The following is a 17,597-nucleotide window of genomic DNA, read 5'->3' as shown; positions in this document are numbered from 1 at the left end:
TGGTAGGTCATTGGCGAGCACGACGAGCACGGCTGACCCCCATTAATTCGTTAATGTCATTGCTGGCTTGATCCAATAGTTTCATTTTGATAACACGCTTTCGAAATTCGTCCGATACTTTGTGTTTGTCATACCGTCCGGCCATTTCGCGGCTTAGAAAGAACGCCAAGTCTATACAAAGTGGTTCTTTGTATAGGTCGGCCAGGTCGTACACAAAAGGTAGAGGGCTGCCCGAGTGTATAAAGCCGATATGAGGTGAGTAGCCCATGGCATGCACCACAGAAGACAGAATGCCGTACAAGGCCGCATTGGTGGCTGTGAGTATCTGGTTGGTGAGGTCGCTTAATTCAAATTTTCCGGGTGTGAATTGTCGGCCTTTCCAGCCCACTCCATATTGTTCGGCTTTTTGTTGGTAAAGTGCTCTGACCCGGTTGCCTTCCATGCCCATCATGGCGGGCATGGTCATGCCAGTTAAATCGGCATCTGGGAAGCGTTGGGTATACATGGCCCGAGCAACGTCCAGTGCTTTTTCTTCATCAGAGGCTAACGCCATTTGTCGTTTCAGGTTACGGGTATCAGACGTTGGCAAGAAACCTGCCGCATAAAACAATAGGCTGTCTTCTCCTACCCAGCTTACCGAGCAGTTTGCAGCGGTGGCGACCTTGATGGCTTCGTGGGTTACGGAGGTACCCGGCCCTAGTAACAGGCAATTAATGGTTGCTACTGGTATGGGCACTACATTGGCGTCGGCATCAATCCATTTGACGCTACTGTCATCGATCTCGAGTCGCCCCCGCTCCAGGTACAAAAATGGATATTTGTCTTTGACTCTGGGGAGGGACTCGCGGGTCACTTTGACAAACAGACGCTCGCCTTTAGCCATTCAGGTTAACTCCAGCAAGGTAACTTGGCGGTCTCGATAACGTTTGTTGGTTCCGAACTGTATAGGAACATCGTTAAGAGTGAGGATCTCGCCGCCATTTGCTTCGCTCTCTTTGTCACTTTTGCTATCAGCTCCAGCGTCCATCACTGCATAACTGGCCTGGCGTTGTTTACTCTCGGCTATGGTATCTGCCTGTTGCCAGGCTGCTGCTGTATTTTCATACAGTCCTTGATAGATCAGTTCTGTTGGAGCACAAGTCTTGCGTCCTAGATACAAGTCCCATACTGGGTTTTGTAGTGCTTCGGCCAGTGCTTGTGCCTGCTTTTCAGGCACTTCTAATACCACGGCAAATGCCGAGTCTTGGAGGTAGTAGCGATAGGTCATTTTGGTGCCACCTCCAACTGCTTTTTTTCCTTCAGCTGTTTTAGGGATCAGCAGGCTTTGCCAAGGGTCGCTGTTGTCGTAGCCACTGCCTACCATTTGGAAGTCTCGCAATGGTAGTTCTTGCATAACAGGGCTACCATTGCGGTCGGTGCGGGCATAGGCCCGAACCTCCATCGCCATGGTGCTCATCTGTTGTAGCCATTCCACTTCAGGCCCTCCGGCACCACGGGCGCAGCACAGTAAGCCAAGCACACCGGAACGGGTCGGAAAGTTCAGGGTGTCGCGCACGCCAAACTTGGAGTCGTGTCCCCAAGCTTGTAATGGGCCTTCCAGCCATAGCAGCAAATAATGTGTCTGTTCGCTCATTGCGTATCTCCGTTACAGGTGAGATTGCAGATCGGTAATCAGGTGGTCAATGCTGTATTCAAGGTTGTCGCCCCACTCGTAGGCTCCTTGTTTGCCAAACAAAGAGCCGGAGATTTTCTCTTTTTTATCCAACCAGGTTTTCAGTTCCTCTTTGCTGGGACTAAGGAAACCATCGCCTTTGGCTTTTACTGGTTGTTCAAACGAAGCTTGCAGGCGTTGTCCTTTACGCACCAGAACACGAGCATAATCCCATGGGCAGGCTCCAGACTGAGTCGTCTGACGGGCGTCCGGTACTGCTACATATAAGGCTTTTACGAAGGCTTCAATGGCCGTTTTCAGGTCTGCTCCTTCTCCCAGAGTGTGTTCAAGCTGCCCCAGGTCAAGGCTGACGTAACGGTAATAAGTGGCCGAGTTGTATTCGAGGCTGCCCATATGGGCGGAACCACTTTCATCTTCAGCCTTGCAATCATCAACAGCAGTGAAAAACTCTACTTCATTGCTGACTTTATGGGTGGAGATGGCGTGGGCAAAAGCGGCTGCCGCCTCGACATTCATATCAGGTGCCTTGGCCACCATTCGTCCGAACAGTGCGATATCCAGCGCATCCAGATTTGTGTTCACGACTTTTTTGGATACTTTCACCAGTTCCTTGTCTTTCAGGGCTTTGGCGTCGAAGTTTTTTTCCTGGGCGTAGGCAGCAAAGGCTTTGGCTTCAGTTTCACTTAAAAACAGCAAGGTATCGTCGGCAAAAAAGCCTGCCATGGCTTCGCCACAGTCGTTGGCTTGCTCCTCGCTGGCCCCCAGTGCCAGACATTCTGTAGCCAGGAGGGTGGCTATTTTCTTGCTGCGTACACCCAGGCGAATACCGAAATCCGGCATTGCCAGGCGCACTTGACGTTTCCAGCATTGCGAGGACACTCGCGCTCGTGGCACACCGCCAATGATGGCGGATTTCGGAGCGCCAACGTCATCACGATTCAAGCAGGTGACAGGGAAAGATTGCAGGATATGGAATTCAATACGGGTATTTTTGAAAGCGTTGGTCATTTTCTTGTCCCTGAAAGAGAGTTAAACAAATGGGTTGTCGATGATTGGTACGATTTGCAGTAAGCCACAGCCAAACGCTCGCCCTTTGCCGATGCCGTTCTTGAAGCTGTTCTGAAACTGCTGTGGGTCGGTGACCGTGAGTTGGCCTTGAATATGCGCTTTCCCCAAGGTGATTCGACGATTGTTTTGGCCGTTGAACTGCTGTACCTCGATGGCATCAATTTGCAAATGCAGTGGGTCTACTTCAAAGCCCCAGCTGTTCAGTGCGCGCTGTATAAACCAGTCGGCAGTATCGGCGCGTCCCTTAATGGCAACGCGTTTACCTGTCTGTTTGTCTTTGCGCACGGGATTGACTTGTACTTTGAATCGGTAGCGTGGATAGTCCAGAAAGGAAGCAGCAATGGGTTTGCTGATGACGTCACCATACTGCCCGTCAACTCGTTCCATGGGGGGGCGATCCGATACCATTAATACTTTGCGGCCGTGGAAATCACCACCCTGGTCAGCATATACAATGCCACTTTGAATGTGACTGTGCTTTTCGGCTTCGGTACGTATGTCGGGAAACAGGCTGTAAACCACGCGATGCAGGGAGTACGGATCGGTTATTTTCAAGGCTTTTACTGCTTTGCGGTCGAGATGCAGGGCGCTGGCGTATAGCTCAGTCATGGGGAGCCTCCACCGTGGCTGCGTCGGTCTCCACAACCTTGTGGTAAAAGTCCTGTGCCCAGCGAATTCGGACACGTTCCTGTCCTTGGCCGGCAAACCACAAGAGTTGTTTCAGTAGTTGGCTGAAATCTGGTGTTACTCCACGACTGGCCATTAACGTCAGCAGTGGTCTCAGGATGCGGCAGGCTTCGGCTGTGCTGGTGCAAGCCAGTAGGCGGCGTAAACGGGCTTTGGCCTGGTCTGACTGGTTGTTATCTGTATAACAGGCGGCAATGGCCGCTCCCAGTGTCAGCTTGCCATCGGCACCAGGTTTGGCGCGAGCCAGTGCGGCAGCAACTGTACAGTAGGGCAAACGCTCCTGGTCTTTTTCAAGATCAACACCGAATTCTGCCAATAACTCCCAGCTTTGATACTCAGTGGCTGGGTTATCAGCACGTTTTAAACGCGCAGCAAAGCCGTTGTCTTTATTAATGCGGTCGATGAGGTAGGCGATAAACCGTTCCGCTTTTGAAACCTTGCCAGTTCTGGCTTCTACCGGATTCTGATCCATACGGATATGCTCCTTATTCGGCTTTTAAGTATTTGGAAAAATTCGGACGGGATTGGGCCCAGGCGTCCATTTGGCGAGCACTGTCGTTGGGACACAGCTGGTCAAAGGTTTGTAGCGCGTAATTGGCGAAGGTCTGACGCAGTTGCAGGCGTTGCTGCGTAGCGTCCTCCGAGGTATCGCATACATCGATAAGCGCTTGGGCTTGTCGTTCACATAGCTGCCAGAAGATGCCAGTCGCTTTGGCTGCCAAATTGGTAACAAATGGCTGTGCTTTGCCGGAACCGGATTTGTCGATATCAGATAGCTGACGGAAATAACGAACTACCGCTCCCCATAACAGCTTTTGAGCTGATTCCAGTTGTGCCATTTCGTGCTTGAGTTGCTCAAGGAAGATGCTTCCCAGTAACTCAGAGGATAACCATATTTCGGATTGAACATAATCATCTGTACCTGATGCATACTGTTCACCTGCATTGCTACTGACGCGTAATCCACCAGACCAAAGTGCAAAGTGCTGAGCAGAGCGGGAGACTCGTTTTAGTGTGAGTTTGAGCTGTGGTGTGTCGAAGCCACTGGTTTTGCCTTGTTCTATAAATTGCAGTAGTGATGTCAGTTCACGCCAAGGGCGTTTGTCTGGGTTGACCCATAAAGCTTTTGGCTTTTTCTGGGCGAAGTCGATGGAGGCGGTTGGGTCTGCTTTGCCTTCCAGATAACCCGCATGTGCAATGCCATCGGTATAATGAATTCCGGTTTCGGCCAGTAAACAAAACTTCCCAACGGGTACCAGTCGCCCGATCAGGGATGATTTTAATGATCGGGCAATATCATCATCTTCACCGGTAGGCATCTGTTCCCAAGGGGCGGTACCTAATGCTGGATACATGGCCATATCGGTAATGTCTTCTTGGGTAAAGAGGTTGAACCATAGGGAATGAAGTATTGATTGACCCAGCCAATATGAGTGAAGAAGTCCCATGTGTCCGACGGCAATACCAGACTTGCCGCTGGCCGGTTTCCCTTTGTCGTTTTGTTTACCTTTGTAGCCATTGGATAAAACGACTGAGTTGTCAGTCTTTTTACCACTGAGGCCAAACCCCATTTGCACAACAATGGTAATTGCCTGGTCGGCATGGCTGACAGGCTGCTCTTGCTGGGATTCGGTTAATACGGTGGTATTGCCTGTACTCACCTCGGGAGACAAGACTCCTAGTGATTTAATGGCGGCTGACTGAATCATCGGCATCTGTAAAAACGGTTTGTCGCCATACAAATAAAACCGGTCGTGCCACTGTTGCAGGTACGCTAGGCATTTGTCCGCCATGCCTTGCCACCCCATTTGCTTCCATTCGTCATCGTCTTCGGGTGTTGCAGCAGCCTGGACGATTGCCAGTAACAGTTTGGTGAGTGCGATTTTTTGTACCGGGTTGCCACCCAGTGCCCGTAAATCCGGACGTTTGAAAATGTCTTTCAGACTGACCCGGCCAACGTCGGCAACTGGAATCCAGGGTTCATCTATCAGGTTAAAACGGTTTTCCATCGTTATTCCTTGTTGGTAAGCGCCCGGTAACCCAGGTCATTACGGTATTCCAGCGTATATTTTTCCCCTGCTGGGCGGCTATCCAGTGTTTGCAGTTCGCCACTTGGGCTGACCAGCGCAACCCGCAGCAACGCTTCTTCATTTTCCTGATTGCCAAGATAGAAAACTTTGTGGAAGTGCAGTTTCTCCAGCGTGCGTTTGGCAATACTGTCTGGGCAATTCGCCGGACTGACTCTGACCAGTTGCTGGTGCAATGCAACTGCGAGAGTGCGCCAGCCCGCGTTGTTTAGTTGCCGACGACCATGAGGAATACTCAATTCGCGTCCATCCAGCAGGCGCATACGGGTTTCACCAGAGCCGATACGCACACTGCGCAGCAGTAAAACATCGTGATTATCCTGATCGCTGTAACGTGTTTCTGCCTTGTGTTCTGGCAAGGTTTTGCCACCTTTGGATAGTGTGAGTTTTGCCAGTGCTTGTTGTGCTTCTTCTCCGGTACGGAAACGAGAGCCTTGCTTTAGTTCATGTAGCAGAGTGGCCCACGGTGCGGTTTCAGAGCGTTCGGTATAGGTTTGGTCAATTAGGGGGCGAATACCGGAAGGTAAACGCAGTTGCTGTTGTTGCTGCCAGACTTCCAGACTGCGACACAGTACATAGGGGGCATACACCATTGCGCTTAGTCCAAATGCTGAGCGCGGATTGGTTAATGCTTGCTCCATTGTCGGTGTTAGCAGCCAACACTCAGGCAAGGCCGAAGCATGACGCGGGGTGTCTGAATGGCGCCACAACCGGCCAATTCTTTGCAGTAACATGTCGGTAGGGGCAAACCGGCTAACCAGAAAATCTGCATCAATATCGAGCGACTGCTCCAGCACCTGGGTGCCGACCAGAATCCGCCCACAGCTCGAACGTTGTGGCCAGCCAGTATGTCCAAACAGGTTTACCCAGCGGGATTCGTTGGCTTGTCGGTCTTGTGGCGTGAAACGGGAGTGCAATAAACCAATCTCACAACCTGATTGAATGGCACGACTGGCAAGGTCGAGATAGCGTTGTTGTGCCTCTGCGACGGTATTTTCGATCCATAACACCTGTTGCCCTTGATCGGCTCTGAGCAGTGCTTCTTCCACTGCCCTGTGATCATCTTCACAAAGGGTCAGGGTAATGGGCTGGTTATCTTCTGTTGGAACGGTTACTTCAGTGATGTCAGTTGCGGTGTAGTTGTTAATGTTACCAATGGTGTTTGCGGCAGTGATCAGTGGATAGGCTGAACTGGTCGTTGTGTGCTGTAACAGGGCCGCGCGACGGGATTGATTCAATGTGGCGCTGAGAATAATTACAGTACATTCAATCTGGCGCAGAAAAGCCACCAGTTCATTTAGAATTGTTCCGGTGTAAAGATCGTAACTATGGACTTCATCTAGGATGACTACCTTGCCTGCAAGGCCGAATGCTCTGACAAAACCGTGTTTGACGTTCATCACTGCCATCAACGCCTGGTCAATGGTGCCAACTGCAAAGGGAGCCAATAATCCACGTTTGTTATGATTAAACCAGGCACCACCCGGTGCGCCATCTTCCCCCATGTCGGATTGCTCTAATAACCAGGCGCCAGAATGCAGCAACAAGGCCCTATTGGGTGTGTCAGGGCCAAGAATCTGTTCCAGAAACGCATTAAACCGATCGTATATTTTGTTGGAGGTCAGCTGAGTGGGCAGGGCAAAATAAATGCCGGTTGCTTTTTCTTCTGCCAGCAGACGGTAAGCGGCGTATAAAGCTGCTTCGGTTTTACCTATACCCATCTGGGCCTCGAGGATATAAATGCCTGGGCCGGTTATTTGTTCAAGGAATAGCGATTGGGCTTTGCGTGGTTGCATCTGCTGTTGGATCGGATCAAATACATTGGTAAATGACAGTCCCGGTCTGATCGTGGGTTTAATAAACCCAGCGTCATTAAGAGCGGCGCTGATATTTGGCTGCCAGTCTTGTGTGGGGTCTTCAAAGAATTTGCCTGAGCCTATCCAATCGGCAACTGAGGTTAATCCTGCGACAATACGAGCTTGTGATGCTTGCTCGAATACTGGCCAATCTGAGTTCAGACTGTCTTTTAGCGCAGCGACCAGCTTCTTGCGCTCATCAAGCCAGACATCACCACCAAAGACTTCGGCATTGCCGCGTTTGTCATCAACGTTCGGATTAAAACCATGGTGCTGCCCGAGAATTTCAGCTACGTATTTCGGTGTGCCCAGGGCATTAGCTGTTGCTTGGCTGACACCAGCATGTCCGCCCCATTGGGATTCAATGTCTGGCTTTGCTTGCGCCAGTTCAGGCAGGTTTTTGAAATCAATATCGCAAGCTCGCAGAATCTTTGCGACAAACGATGGGCTTACTTTACCAATGTCATGGCTAGCGGCTGCCATTTCACTGTCAGCGGGAAACAAGTGTGAACGCATGGGTTCCGGGAAACGTTCAATCAGGCAGCGGGCTGTTTCTCCAACAATCTGGCAGTGATTCAGAACACTGCGGCCTTTAACAACGGCGCCGTCTGGGCGAGTCCAGGTTTTTGCGGGGCATTGCTGAAATGGAATAGCTGCAATATTCGCGGAATGGCTTGCCGGTTTTCTGAGGCGCATTGTGTTTCGTCCTTGATTACCACTGCTCGCAGTGTGAGTGTTTTTGGGGTGGTTGCCAACACAGCATCCTGCTTTTGGCTTGCTTCTTCCCCTACATCAGTCCGGCTCAGGCGGGTTTTTGTCGCAGCAGGTCCGGTAATAGCAGGCCGCTGGTGTAATTTGCTGGTGGCTGGAGACGATCTTGTTCAGGTCGATGGTATCGGACTGGTGTGGATGACATCGTAGACCAGCCAATTTTTGGGGCATAAGAGAAAAAAGTAACACCCCCACGGGCGTGGGGGCTATATCGCGGTTATTTCCGGCAGGCTTCAGAACGCCAGTTTGGCAAACATATGCAAGCGATTCAGTTTCAGGTCTTCAGTAAAGGTATTCCCTTCTGCCTGTTTCTTGGTCGCCTTGATGAGTTCAACACCGTACTTCAGCGGCTGGTAGGCGTTGTAAACCAGATTCAGGTGCATGGATGAGAAGTCGCCCATGTCGTTGCCATCGAGGCTTGCTGTGGTTTTGGCTAGCCGCAGTGTTGAGCGCAGAGAAGGAGAGAATACATGCTGATAGGCCAGTTTGACGCCGGTCTGTTTGGATAACTCCAGGCTGTCGCCACTGAAATCGTAGGCGGCCACGTCGCCAAAGTTCATATAGCCACCAAGGCCGCTACCTGAAATCAGGGAAAACTTGAGGTTATCGTCGGCGATATTGATGCGGCCAGAGAATCGGCCAGCAAATGCCATGGCGCTGTCGTCCTTGACTTCGTCACCAACATTGATTTTCTGCATCAGAACGCCAGCACTCAGGTGCCCAAACCCGGTTTTGGTGGTGTATTTTGCGACCAGGTCCGGAACATCCGGGTCTTCGGAGTTTATTGGCTGTTCAGCGGCCAGTTCCAGCGTGTTGTTGCCCATGGGGATGGCGTATCGAACCAGTGATTTACGCGAGAAGATCCGTGCGGCCGGGCCACCAAAGTCGGCGGTTTCGGCCAGGGCACCAAGATCCATAAAGGTGCTCCAGGTGCGGCCAATGGTCAGATTATCCTGCTGCAGATAAGCGTGGCGCAGGTTAAAAACACTGGAGGACCCAGAGAAAAAATCGCCCTCGATGACGGCTTTAAGATTCCCAACGGGTGTACCTGTGCTGGTGTGGGCAAATTTGAGGCGGGATTCCAGCGATGACATATTCAGGTCGCCTTCTTCGTTTTCTGCCTCGTTTTCGTTCAGGGTAATCAGTGATTGGTTACGGGTGTGGCTGGCAGACGCATCGTTTTCTGCATCAAACAAAATATCGGTTTTGACATAGCCGCTGAAACTGTTGCTACTGTCGATATCAGCCTGAGTCAGGGGTGATACTGCCATGGCGGCTGTGGCCAAGACGGTTACCGGGAGCCATCCACTCTTGTTGTGTTTGTGCATGATATGTCCTGCTGTTGGTTATTTTATATTTTTTATTGCCGTTGCAGATATTGGTCGTTCTGGCCATGCCAGCGCTACAAGGGTTAAAAAACTATATCCAAGGGCTTGCAATGGGTATCCCGTAAAATAGTAGGAATAAAACCAGGAATATGATCTGTTTGTATTGGTGGCTGCGATAGTGGCTGCGATGGCAGTTGCTGGATAATCAAATCCCCTGCCAAAGTACTGATTGCTGGTATATTGTTTGGTTTTGTTTATTAATAGCCCGGTGGTTGATTTGTTAATATGAATAGTTTCTGAGTTTATCCTGCAATGGTCGTCCTGCTATAGTCGCCCTACTTTAGTAGGTGAAGGGGCACTTTGAGGCGGTAAACACTTGCTTGATCTGGAAAGCCGGGAGTAGATTCGAGCGCATAACGATAAAAACAGGGATAAACCCATGTATCAGGTTCTGATTGCCGATGATCACCCGCTCTTCCGTCGAGCGCTGAGCGATGCTCTGGATGAAACCGGCATTGCCTGTAGCAGCAGTGAATGCGAGGACTTTTACCAGGTGCTGCAGACCGCAGGGCAGCAAGCCATTGATCTTCTGTTGCTGGATCTGCGAATGCCGGGAAATACCGGTCTGATGGGCTTGATGCGGCTGCGGGCGGAGTTTCCACAACTGGCGATTGTGATTGTCAGTGCCAGCGAGGACCGGATGGTGATCGAGCAGGTACGCCAGCTGGGGGCACTGGGTTATATCCAGAAGTCGTCAACCATCGCCGGTATCAGCCAGGCGCTGGCACAGGTTATGGAAGGTAAACTGAGTTTTCCGGAATTTACCGGTCAACCGCAAGATGATACAACGGCCCGCCTGAGCCAAATGACACCACAGCAGCTGCGCGTATTACAACTGATTGCTGAGGGGGCATTAAACAAACAAATTGGTTACACTCTTAATATCAAGGAAACAACCGTAAAATCCCATATCAGCGATATATTTCGAAAGCTTAATATCAATAATCGCACCCAGGCAGCACTTATTGTACAGCAGCTGGAAATACCAGACTGATCGAGATCGACAGCAAACGGGTTCTGGCAATAAGCCATAACCATAAAGCCACAGTCTGCTACAACATTTTATGTAACAAGGCCCGTAATGTCATTGGTTTTACCGGTTTTCTCAATAGCATAAAGCCCAGTTCCTCAATGCCCTGTTTTACTTCATCGGTATAGTCGGCAGTAATAACCAGACAGGGTACTGGTTGCTGCCATACCTGGCTGAAACCGGCCATCACGTCCAGCCCGGTCACTCCCTGGTCCAGGTGGTAATCGATAATCACCAGATCCGGGATTTCCCCGGCTAACGCTTTGCGTGCTCTGTTAAAGCTACTGGCTGTAACCACCTGATAGCCCCAGTCTCCCAGTAGCATTGCCATGCCGTCGATGATTTGCTGCTCGTTATCGACACACAGTATCAATCCGGAGCCACGGGTATTCTGGGTGTTTTCTTCTGGTGTGATGGATGCCAATGGGGCGATGGTTGTCGGAATGGATACGCTGAAACAGCTGCCTCGGCGCGGTTCTGAGATAACCTGTATCGGATGATCCAGCAGTAAACACAAACGCCGTACAATCGATAGTCCCAGCCCTAGCCCTTTGGTGTTGGCGGGGGTGTGTATGTCGGTGTCTGCACCTGTGCGTTCGGCTGCCAACCGGTGAAATTCCTCAAAAATCATATCCAGTTCATGGGCCGGGATACCAATGCCGGTATCTAACACCTGTATTAATACCTGCTGTTGCTGGCGACGACTGCCAACCAGAATCCGGCCTGTCCGCGTATACCGCAGGGCGTTACTCAGCAGGTTCTGGATGATGCGACGCAGTAACACCGGGTCTGAGTCCACGCCGATGCGGCTGCGAACATAGTGCAGTTCAATGCCTTTCTGGGCTGCCAGCGGGCGAAATTCTTCCACCAGTGAGTCCAGCATCTGATCCAGTTCAAACTCCTGACGGCGCGGGCGGACGATATCGGCATCGAGCTTGGAAATTTCCAATAATTCATTCAGCAGCGATTCGGCCGAATGCAGCGACTGGTCGAGATGCTGCGCCACCGGCATGATTTCTTCCACCAGCCCCGGGCTGCTCAGTTGCCGGCGTTCCAGTTTGTTCAGGATCGATGCTGAAAACAGCGATGCGGAGTTGAGCGGTTGCACCAGATCATGCCCGGCTGCCGCCAGAAAGCGGGTTTTGTTGCGGCTGGCTTTTTGCAGGTCGTGGTTCAGCTCGGTGAGCTTGTGGGTGCGCTCATCGACCCGTTGTTCCAGTACTTCGTTGGCGCTGCGCAGCTGCTCTTCAATATGACGATACTCGGTGATGTCGCTGTACACCGTGATGTAGAGGCTGTCGCCAATCGGGGTGCCACTCAGTTCAATCGAACGGCCGTCCCGGGTTTTGCGTACATAGTGCAGTTTCTCGCGCTGGCGTAATTCCTTGAAGCGTTGCGCGACGATGGCATCAACGTCCTGGTCGCCATAGCCGCCGGAACGGGCAATATGCCCCAGCAGTGCCTCCGCCGACTGGCCAACGTACAAGTGCCCTTGAGGGAAACCGTACAGGCTGGCAAAACTCTGGTTCCAGGCCACCAGCGTTAAATGCTCGTCGACCACGGTGATGCCCTGATTGAGGCTGTGCAGAATGGAGTTGAGCAGATCCCGGTTAAACAGCACCACCTCGGAAACTTCCTCAACCAGGTTGTTCAATGTGGTGTACTGGCCGGTGCCATCTTCGACCAGATTACGTAGCAGCAGCGCCGAGCCTTTGCGTCCAACCACCGAACTGAGCAAGCGGTCGGCTTCTTTGAGCATGGCTTCATCCACTTCGCCGCGGTGCAGAATCCGTCCTGTCAGCGGATTGCTGAAATCTTCAAAAAACGCACTGACCTTGGCCGGGTTAATAAAACGCTGCAACAAGGCGCGCAAATCCTGGGCATGAATGGCATAACGCCGGGTATTGATCGGTGCGGACGAGGCGGTACTGTAGACAAAGCGCTGAGCCTGTTCGGTATCGGCAAAGCTGGGCTTGTGATAGAGCGAGGCAATCACCAGCATCAGGGTATTCAGCATCAGGCTCCAGAAGGTGCCATGCACAATCGGGTTTAATTCCCCCAGCCCCAACAGGCCATGGGGTTGTAAAAATGCCAGCCCCCACGGGCCATCCAGCAGGGACGGATCGCCCCAGCCCATACTCGATGCAACCGGCAGAAACAGGGTGTACGACCAGACGGCAAAACCGGTACCAATACCCCAGTAGGCTCCCATCCGGTTGGCTCCGTGCCAGATCATGCCGATCAGGATGGCGGGGGCAAACTGGGCGATGGCCACAAACGCCAGCAAGCCGATTTCCGACAGATTATGAAATTGCGACAACAGCCGGTAATACACAAACGCCAGCGCCAGCACGCCCACAATCGCCACCCGACGAATCAGCAACACCCGGGATTTGATGCCTGTCCCGTTGCCCTGCCAGCCCAGCCGGATCAGAATCGGCAAGACAATTTCATTACACACCATGGTCGCCAGCGTGATGGAAGAAATAATCACCATCGAGGTACCGGCGGACAAACCGCCAATGTAAGCCAGCAGCGCCAGCCATTCCTGCTGAAAAGCCAGCGGTAATTCCAGCGTGATATAGGTGAAGGATTCCAGCATGTCCTGGTTCAGCGTTGCCGCCAGCCCCAGCGGTAACAAAAACAGGTTGATTGCCAGCAAATACAGCGGAAACATCCAGCGTGCCGCCCGGATATCCCGCTGTGAACGGTACTCGACAACCGCCACGTGAAAATGACGTGGCAAGGCAATAATGGCAATGGCTCCCAGCAAGGCATGGGTCAGATAAACACTGGGATCGGCATAATCGGTCAGGGTCTGCGCAATCAATGGGTCAGCCATCGCAGTACTGACCAGATCCGCAAAGCCGTCGTACAGGCCATAGACGGCAAACAATCCCACTGCCATCAAGGCCACCAGTTTGACCAGGGATTCAAAGGCAATGGCCAGCATCATGCCCTGATGGCTTTCGCTGGAGTCGACCGTTCGGGTACCAAACAAGATACTGAAAACCGCCATGATCCCCGCAATAATCAGCGTCGGGTCGCTGAACCAGCGCAGCTCCACCGAGCTGGTCAGGGTAACCAGCTGGAAGCTGGCCGACACCGCTTTGAGCTGCAGCGCGATATAGGGCACTACGCCAAGCAAACATAACAAGGCCACCAGAATGCCAACGCCGCGACTGTGGCCAAAGCGGGCGGAAATAAAATCCGAAATGGTGGTGCTGTTTTCCTGGCGGGCAATCTGGATGATGCGGTCCATGACCTTCCAGCCGATGGTAATCAGAATAATGGCGCCGGTGTAGGTCGGAGCCAGAATCCAGCCATGGGTCAGCGCTTGCTGTACGGTGCCGTAAAATGCCCAGCTGGTGCAGAAAATCGCCAGCGTCAGGCTGTAGACATACGGCTGCCAGGAAGGCCGCATCCAGTGTGATCCCCATATCGCGATCACAAACAAAAAGCCGACGTACATCAGCGACAGCCCACCCACAAACCAGACCTGGTGGATCAGGCTATCCATAACGAACGCTCACGCTCACACACAGGCACAGGCACAGGCACAGGCACAGGCACAGGCACAGGCACAGGCTACAAACAGACTCAAACACACGTCCACACGCTGGTTGCCACAGGCGTTTTGCCGGTACAGAGGTCATTGTTATTGTTTTCCTGAAAACGTGAATCCGAGTCACTCTTTCTGACGCTTATCACCTTGTATACAGGTTGCTGGCCGCGCTCAACCTACTTTGGTAGGTGATGGCTAATTCCCCTACCAAAGAAGGGTAGGATGCCCCAGGTCGCCTCCCTATAGTTTTTCAGACACTCTGGCGAGCCATTACTCCAACCGATGGCAGCTCCAGTCACTGAAAAATAATAATCAGGATCAGGCTATGAAACGCACTCTTTCGACTCTGGTGGCTACCTCCGCGCTGGCGCTCTGCTGCACCGCCGTACAAGCCAAACCCATCTTGCTGAAAACCCCGATTGCCTTTGGTTCGAACCTGCCAGCACTGGGCACCCCGATTGCCTGGGTTGCCGACCAGTTACCACTGGTCTCAGGTGGCGAAGTCAAAATGAAACTGTATGAGCCGGGCAAACTGGTTGCACCGCTGCAGATCCTCGACGCTGTGTCTGCGGGCAAGGTCAATTCCGGTTACTCCATTGCCGGTTATTGGGCCGGCAAGATGCCTGCGGCGGCCATTTTCTCAACCATTCCCTTTGGCCCGGAAGCGCCGGAATTTGCGGCCTGGATGTATTACGGCAACGGCCTCAAGCTGTATCAGAAAATGTACGACGATGCCGGTTATAACGTCCATGTCGAGCCTTGCTCGCTGATCAGCCCGGAAACGTCCGGCTGGTTCAAGAAGCCTGTTAACTCGCTCGAAGACCTGAAGGGTCTGAACATGCGTTTCTATGGTCTGGGTGGTGAAGTGCTGGCCAAGCTGGGCGTGTCGACCTCGTTGATTCCTGGTGGTGAGATCTTTGGTGCGCTGGAAAAAGGCGCTATCGACGCGACTGAATTTTCACAACCGGCGATTGATCAGAAACTCGGTTTCTACAAGGTTGCCAAGCACAACTATTTTCCGGGCTGGCACCAGCAAGCCACTTTCTTTGAGCTGCTGATCAATGGCGACACCTGGAAAAGCATGTCCGACCAGCAACGCGCCGTTGTCTCTACCACCTGTAAGGCTTCCGTTACCAACTCGGTTGCTGAGTCTGAATTTATCCAGTTCGAAGCGATTCGCGCCAATATGGAAGAACGGGGCGTCACGGTACACGAATGGCCCAAAGAAATGCTGGATGCTTTCAAGGGTGCCTGGGATGAAGTGGCCGCCGAGCAGCGCAAGGACCCAACCTTCGCAGCGGTTTACGACGACCTGCAAACCTTCCGTACCAACTATCAACTGTGGTCCAGCCGCGCCTTTTTGCCGCGTGACTGATCTGGTCTGATTTGGTTACAGGCACCTTGCCGCTGCGAGCGGCAGGGTGTCTGTCAGACACTCTGTTTTGCTTTTGGCCGCAAGGTTTTATCCATCCGAACACTCCTCAGGAACTCCCATGAACCAGCACCCAGATACTCCGCCTCCGGTGCCTTTTGCCGATAGGATCGACCGGCTACTGATCCGGCTCAGTCAGGCCATTGCCTGGATTTTCGCCCTCCTGATGGTGGTGATTCTCACCCAGGTAATGTTACGGCGTGGCTTCAGCGCAGGCATGATTGCGCTGGAAGAGCTGCAATGGCATCTATACGCCATTGGTGTCTTTGCCGGTGTGCTGTATGCCCAGGCCAACAACAGTCATGTCCGGGTCGACGTACTGCACAGTCATTTCAGCCCGACCACCAAACATGTGGTCGAAATTCTCGGGCTGACGCTGCTGTTATTACCGTTCCTGATGCTGGTGTTTTATCACGGGCTGGATTTTGTCTATCAGTCCTGGCGTATTAATGAACGCTCGATTGCCCCTGCCGGATTGCCCTGGCGCTGGCTGATCAAAACCCTGATTCCCGTCACCATGGGATTAATGATTATCGCGACGCTCAATCGTATCGGTCGCGAAGTGGTGCTGTTGCAGCGCCAGCGGAGTGGAGGTCAGTGCCATGGAAATTAATGAAATCCTGATCATCGCCATGTTCGCCAGTTTTATCCTGCTGCTGTTTACCGGCTTTCCGGTGGCCTGGGTGCTGGCGGGTGTCGGCACCGTGTTTGCGTTGCTGGCTTATCTGTCGGATATGTACCTCGATACCATTATCGGCATCGACTTTACCTCGGTCGGGCTGGTGGTCGACCGCACCTACAAGATCATGGATAACTGGATTCTGGTCGCGTTGCCGATGTTTATTCTGATGGGCAACCTGCTCGACAAATCCGGCGTGGCCGAAAACCTGATGAAGTCCTTCCAGGCGCTGTTTGGTCGGGTGCGGGGCGGACTGGCCATTACCGTGGTGCTGATCGGGATTATTCTGGCTGCTTCCACTGGTATTGTTGGTGCTTCCGTGGTGCTGCTCGGGGTTATGTCCTTACCGGCGATGCTGGGTCAGGGTTATGAGAAAACCGTCACCGTGGGCACCATCGCCAGTGCCGGAACGCTGGGTATCCTGATTCCGCCCAGCATCATGCTGGTGATTATGGCCGACCAGCTGGCGTTATCGGTTGGCGACCTGTTTATGGGGGCCGTCATGCCCGGTCTGCTGCTGGGCGTGCTGTACATTGTCTATATTCTGGGCTGGGGCCTGTTCAAACCGGAATCGATGCCGCTGGATGACAATATCCAGCCAGTGACTGCCAAGGTCTGGATCGATGTGTTCAAGGCCGTGGCCCCAACGCTGGCCATGATTCTGGCGGTACTCGGCAGTATTTTTGCGGGCATCGCGACGCCCACTGAAGCTTCTGCCGTGGGTGCTGCTGCTGCCATGGGACTGGCCTGGCAAAACAAACGCCTGAGCATCAAGGTGATTCGGGAATGTCTGCACGATACGCTGAACGTCAGTGGTTATATTTTTGCGATATTTATCGGTGCCACCATGTTTGCGCTGGTGCTGCGGGAGCTGGGCGGTGATGAATACATCGAGTCGCTGCTGACCTCTCTGCCCTTTGGCCCGTACGGCATCATCCTGTTTATTCTCGGTATTGTTTTCTTGCTGGGCTTTATTCTCGACTGGATCGAAATCACGCTGATTATTCTGCCGCTGGTTGCGCCGGTGATCAGTGCGCTGGATATCGCGATTAATGGCTATGGCGTGATGGATGACCCGACACTGGTGTGGTTTGTCATGCTGGTTGCATTGACCTTGCAGACATCATTCCTGACACCGCCGGTGGGTTTCTCGCTGTTTTATTTAAAGGGTGTGTGCCCGCCCGAAGTCAGCCTGACAACCATCTATAAAGGTGTTATTCCGTTTATCTTGCTGCAACTGACAGCCCTGGCGCTGCTGATTGCTTTCCCTGGACTGGTTAACTGGTTCCCTGCTTATATCTACGGGCCGTAACCCCTGATCGGGTAGCCTTGCTGTCAGGTGAATATCTGATAGCAGGCTAC

The 17,597-nt window shown here is 52.5% G+C and carries 13 protein-coding genes; 4 read left to right on the top strand and 9 right to left on the bottom strand.

Annotated features, from left to right (window positions below; all coding sequences use genetic code 11):
* Positions 1-7: 7 nt before the first annotated feature.
* From cas1e to Q8W32_RS09025, 8 genes are all read right to left on the bottom strand, one after another.
* Positions 8-883: a type I-E CRISPR-associated endonuclease Cas1e gene (cas1e, locus tag Q8W32_RS09060; protein ID WP_305414620.1), complete on the bottom strand. Its 876-nt coding sequence runs from the start codon at positions 881-883 to the stop codon at positions 8-10.
* Positions 884-1,633, bottom strand: a complete 750-nt coding sequence (cas5e, locus tag Q8W32_RS09055) for a type I-E CRISPR-associated protein Cas5/CasD (RefSeq protein WP_305414619.1) — start codon at positions 1,631-1,633, stop codon at positions 884-886.
* Between the two features lie 12 nt (positions 1,634-1,645).
* A complete protein-coding gene (gene cas7e / locus Q8W32_RS09050) occupies positions 1,646-2,680 on the bottom strand; it encodes a type I-E CRISPR-associated protein Cas7/Cse4/CasC (RefSeq protein ID WP_305414618.1) in 1,035 nt (344 codons plus the stop codon).
* Positions 2,681-2,701: 21 nt separating this feature from the next.
* Positions 2,702-3,349 (bottom strand): type I-E CRISPR-associated protein Cas6/Cse3/CasE, encoded by a 648-nt coding sequence (gene cas6e / locus Q8W32_RS09045; protein ID WP_305414617.1) that lies wholly within the window; start codon positions 3,347-3,349, stop codon positions 2,702-2,704.
* Entirely contained in the window at positions 3,342-3,899 is a 558-nt protein-coding gene (gene casB, locus Q8W32_RS09040) for a type I-E CRISPR-associated protein Cse2/CasB (protein ID WP_305414615.1), read from the bottom strand. Before casB ends, cas6e begins: the two co-directional genes overlap by 8 nt.
* A gap of 13 nt (positions 3,900-3,912) precedes the next feature.
* Positions 3,913-5,436, bottom strand: a complete 1,524-nt coding sequence (gene casA, locus Q8W32_RS09035) for a type I-E CRISPR-associated protein Cse1/CasA (RefSeq protein WP_305414614.1) — start codon at positions 5,434-5,436, stop codon at positions 3,913-3,915.
* 2 nt (positions 5,437-5,438) lie between these two features.
* Positions 5,439-8,066: a CRISPR-associated helicase Cas3' gene (gene cas3 / locus Q8W32_RS09030; protein ID WP_305414612.1), complete on the bottom strand. Its 2,628-nt coding sequence runs from the start codon at positions 8,064-8,066 to the stop codon at positions 5,439-5,441.
* Between the two features lie 308 nt (positions 8,067-8,374).
* The gene (locus Q8W32_RS09025; RefSeq protein ID WP_303434120.1) at positions 8,375-9,469 is read right to left on the bottom strand and encodes a DcaP family trimeric outer membrane transporter; all 1,095 of its coding nucleotides are present in this window, start codon (positions 9,467-9,469) and stop codon (positions 8,375-8,377) included.
* Between the two features lie 439 nt (positions 9,470-9,908).
* Between Q8W32_RS09025 and Q8W32_RS09020 the strand changes: the two genes are divergently transcribed.
* Positions 9,909-10,523 (top strand): response regulator transcription factor, encoded by a 615-nt coding sequence (locus Q8W32_RS09020; RefSeq protein ID WP_305414611.1) that lies wholly within the window; start codon positions 9,909-9,911, stop codon positions 10,521-10,523.
* A 58-nt stretch (positions 10,524-10,581) separates the two neighbouring features.
* Here Q8W32_RS09020 and Q8W32_RS09015 read toward each other — a convergent pair whose 3' ends face one another.
* Positions 10,582-14,079 carry a PAS domain-containing hybrid sensor histidine kinase/response regulator gene (locus tag Q8W32_RS09015; RefSeq protein ID WP_305414610.1) on the bottom strand — a complete coding sequence of 1,166 codons (3,498 nt, stop codon included), beginning with the start codon at positions 14,077-14,079 and terminating at the stop codon, positions 10,582-10,584.
* 370 nt (positions 14,080-14,449) lie between these two features.
* On the opposite strand from Q8W32_RS09015, the gene Q8W32_RS09010 reads away from it, so the two are divergent.
* The 3 genes from Q8W32_RS09010 (at position 14,450) to Q8W32_RS09000 (ending at position 17,547) form a co-directional block, all read left to right on the top strand.
* Positions 14,450-15,499 carry a TRAP transporter substrate-binding protein gene (locus Q8W32_RS09010; RefSeq protein WP_303433530.1) on the top strand — a complete coding sequence of 350 codons (1,050 nt, stop codon included), beginning with the start codon at positions 14,450-14,452 and terminating at the stop codon, positions 15,497-15,499.
* 118 nt (positions 15,500-15,617) lie between these two features.
* On the top strand, positions 15,618-16,169 hold the full coding sequence (locus tag Q8W32_RS09005; protein ID WP_303433533.1) for a TRAP transporter small permease subunit: 552 nt from the start codon (positions 15,618-15,620) through the stop codon (positions 16,167-16,169).
* On the top strand, positions 16,159-17,547 hold the full coding sequence (locus Q8W32_RS09000) for a TRAP transporter large permease subunit (RefSeq protein WP_303433535.1): 1,389 nt from the start codon (positions 16,159-16,161) through the stop codon (positions 17,545-17,547). Before Q8W32_RS09005 ends, Q8W32_RS09000 begins: the two co-directional genes overlap by 11 nt.
* Positions 17,548-17,597 lie beyond the last annotated feature (50 nt).

Source organism: Oceanobacter sp. 3_MG-2023, from assembly GCF_030688925.1.
Lineage (GTDB): Bacteria > Pseudomonadota > Gammaproteobacteria > Pseudomonadales > Oceanobacteraceae > Oceanobacter.
This window is presented reverse-complemented; position numbering and strand designations above follow the sequence as displayed.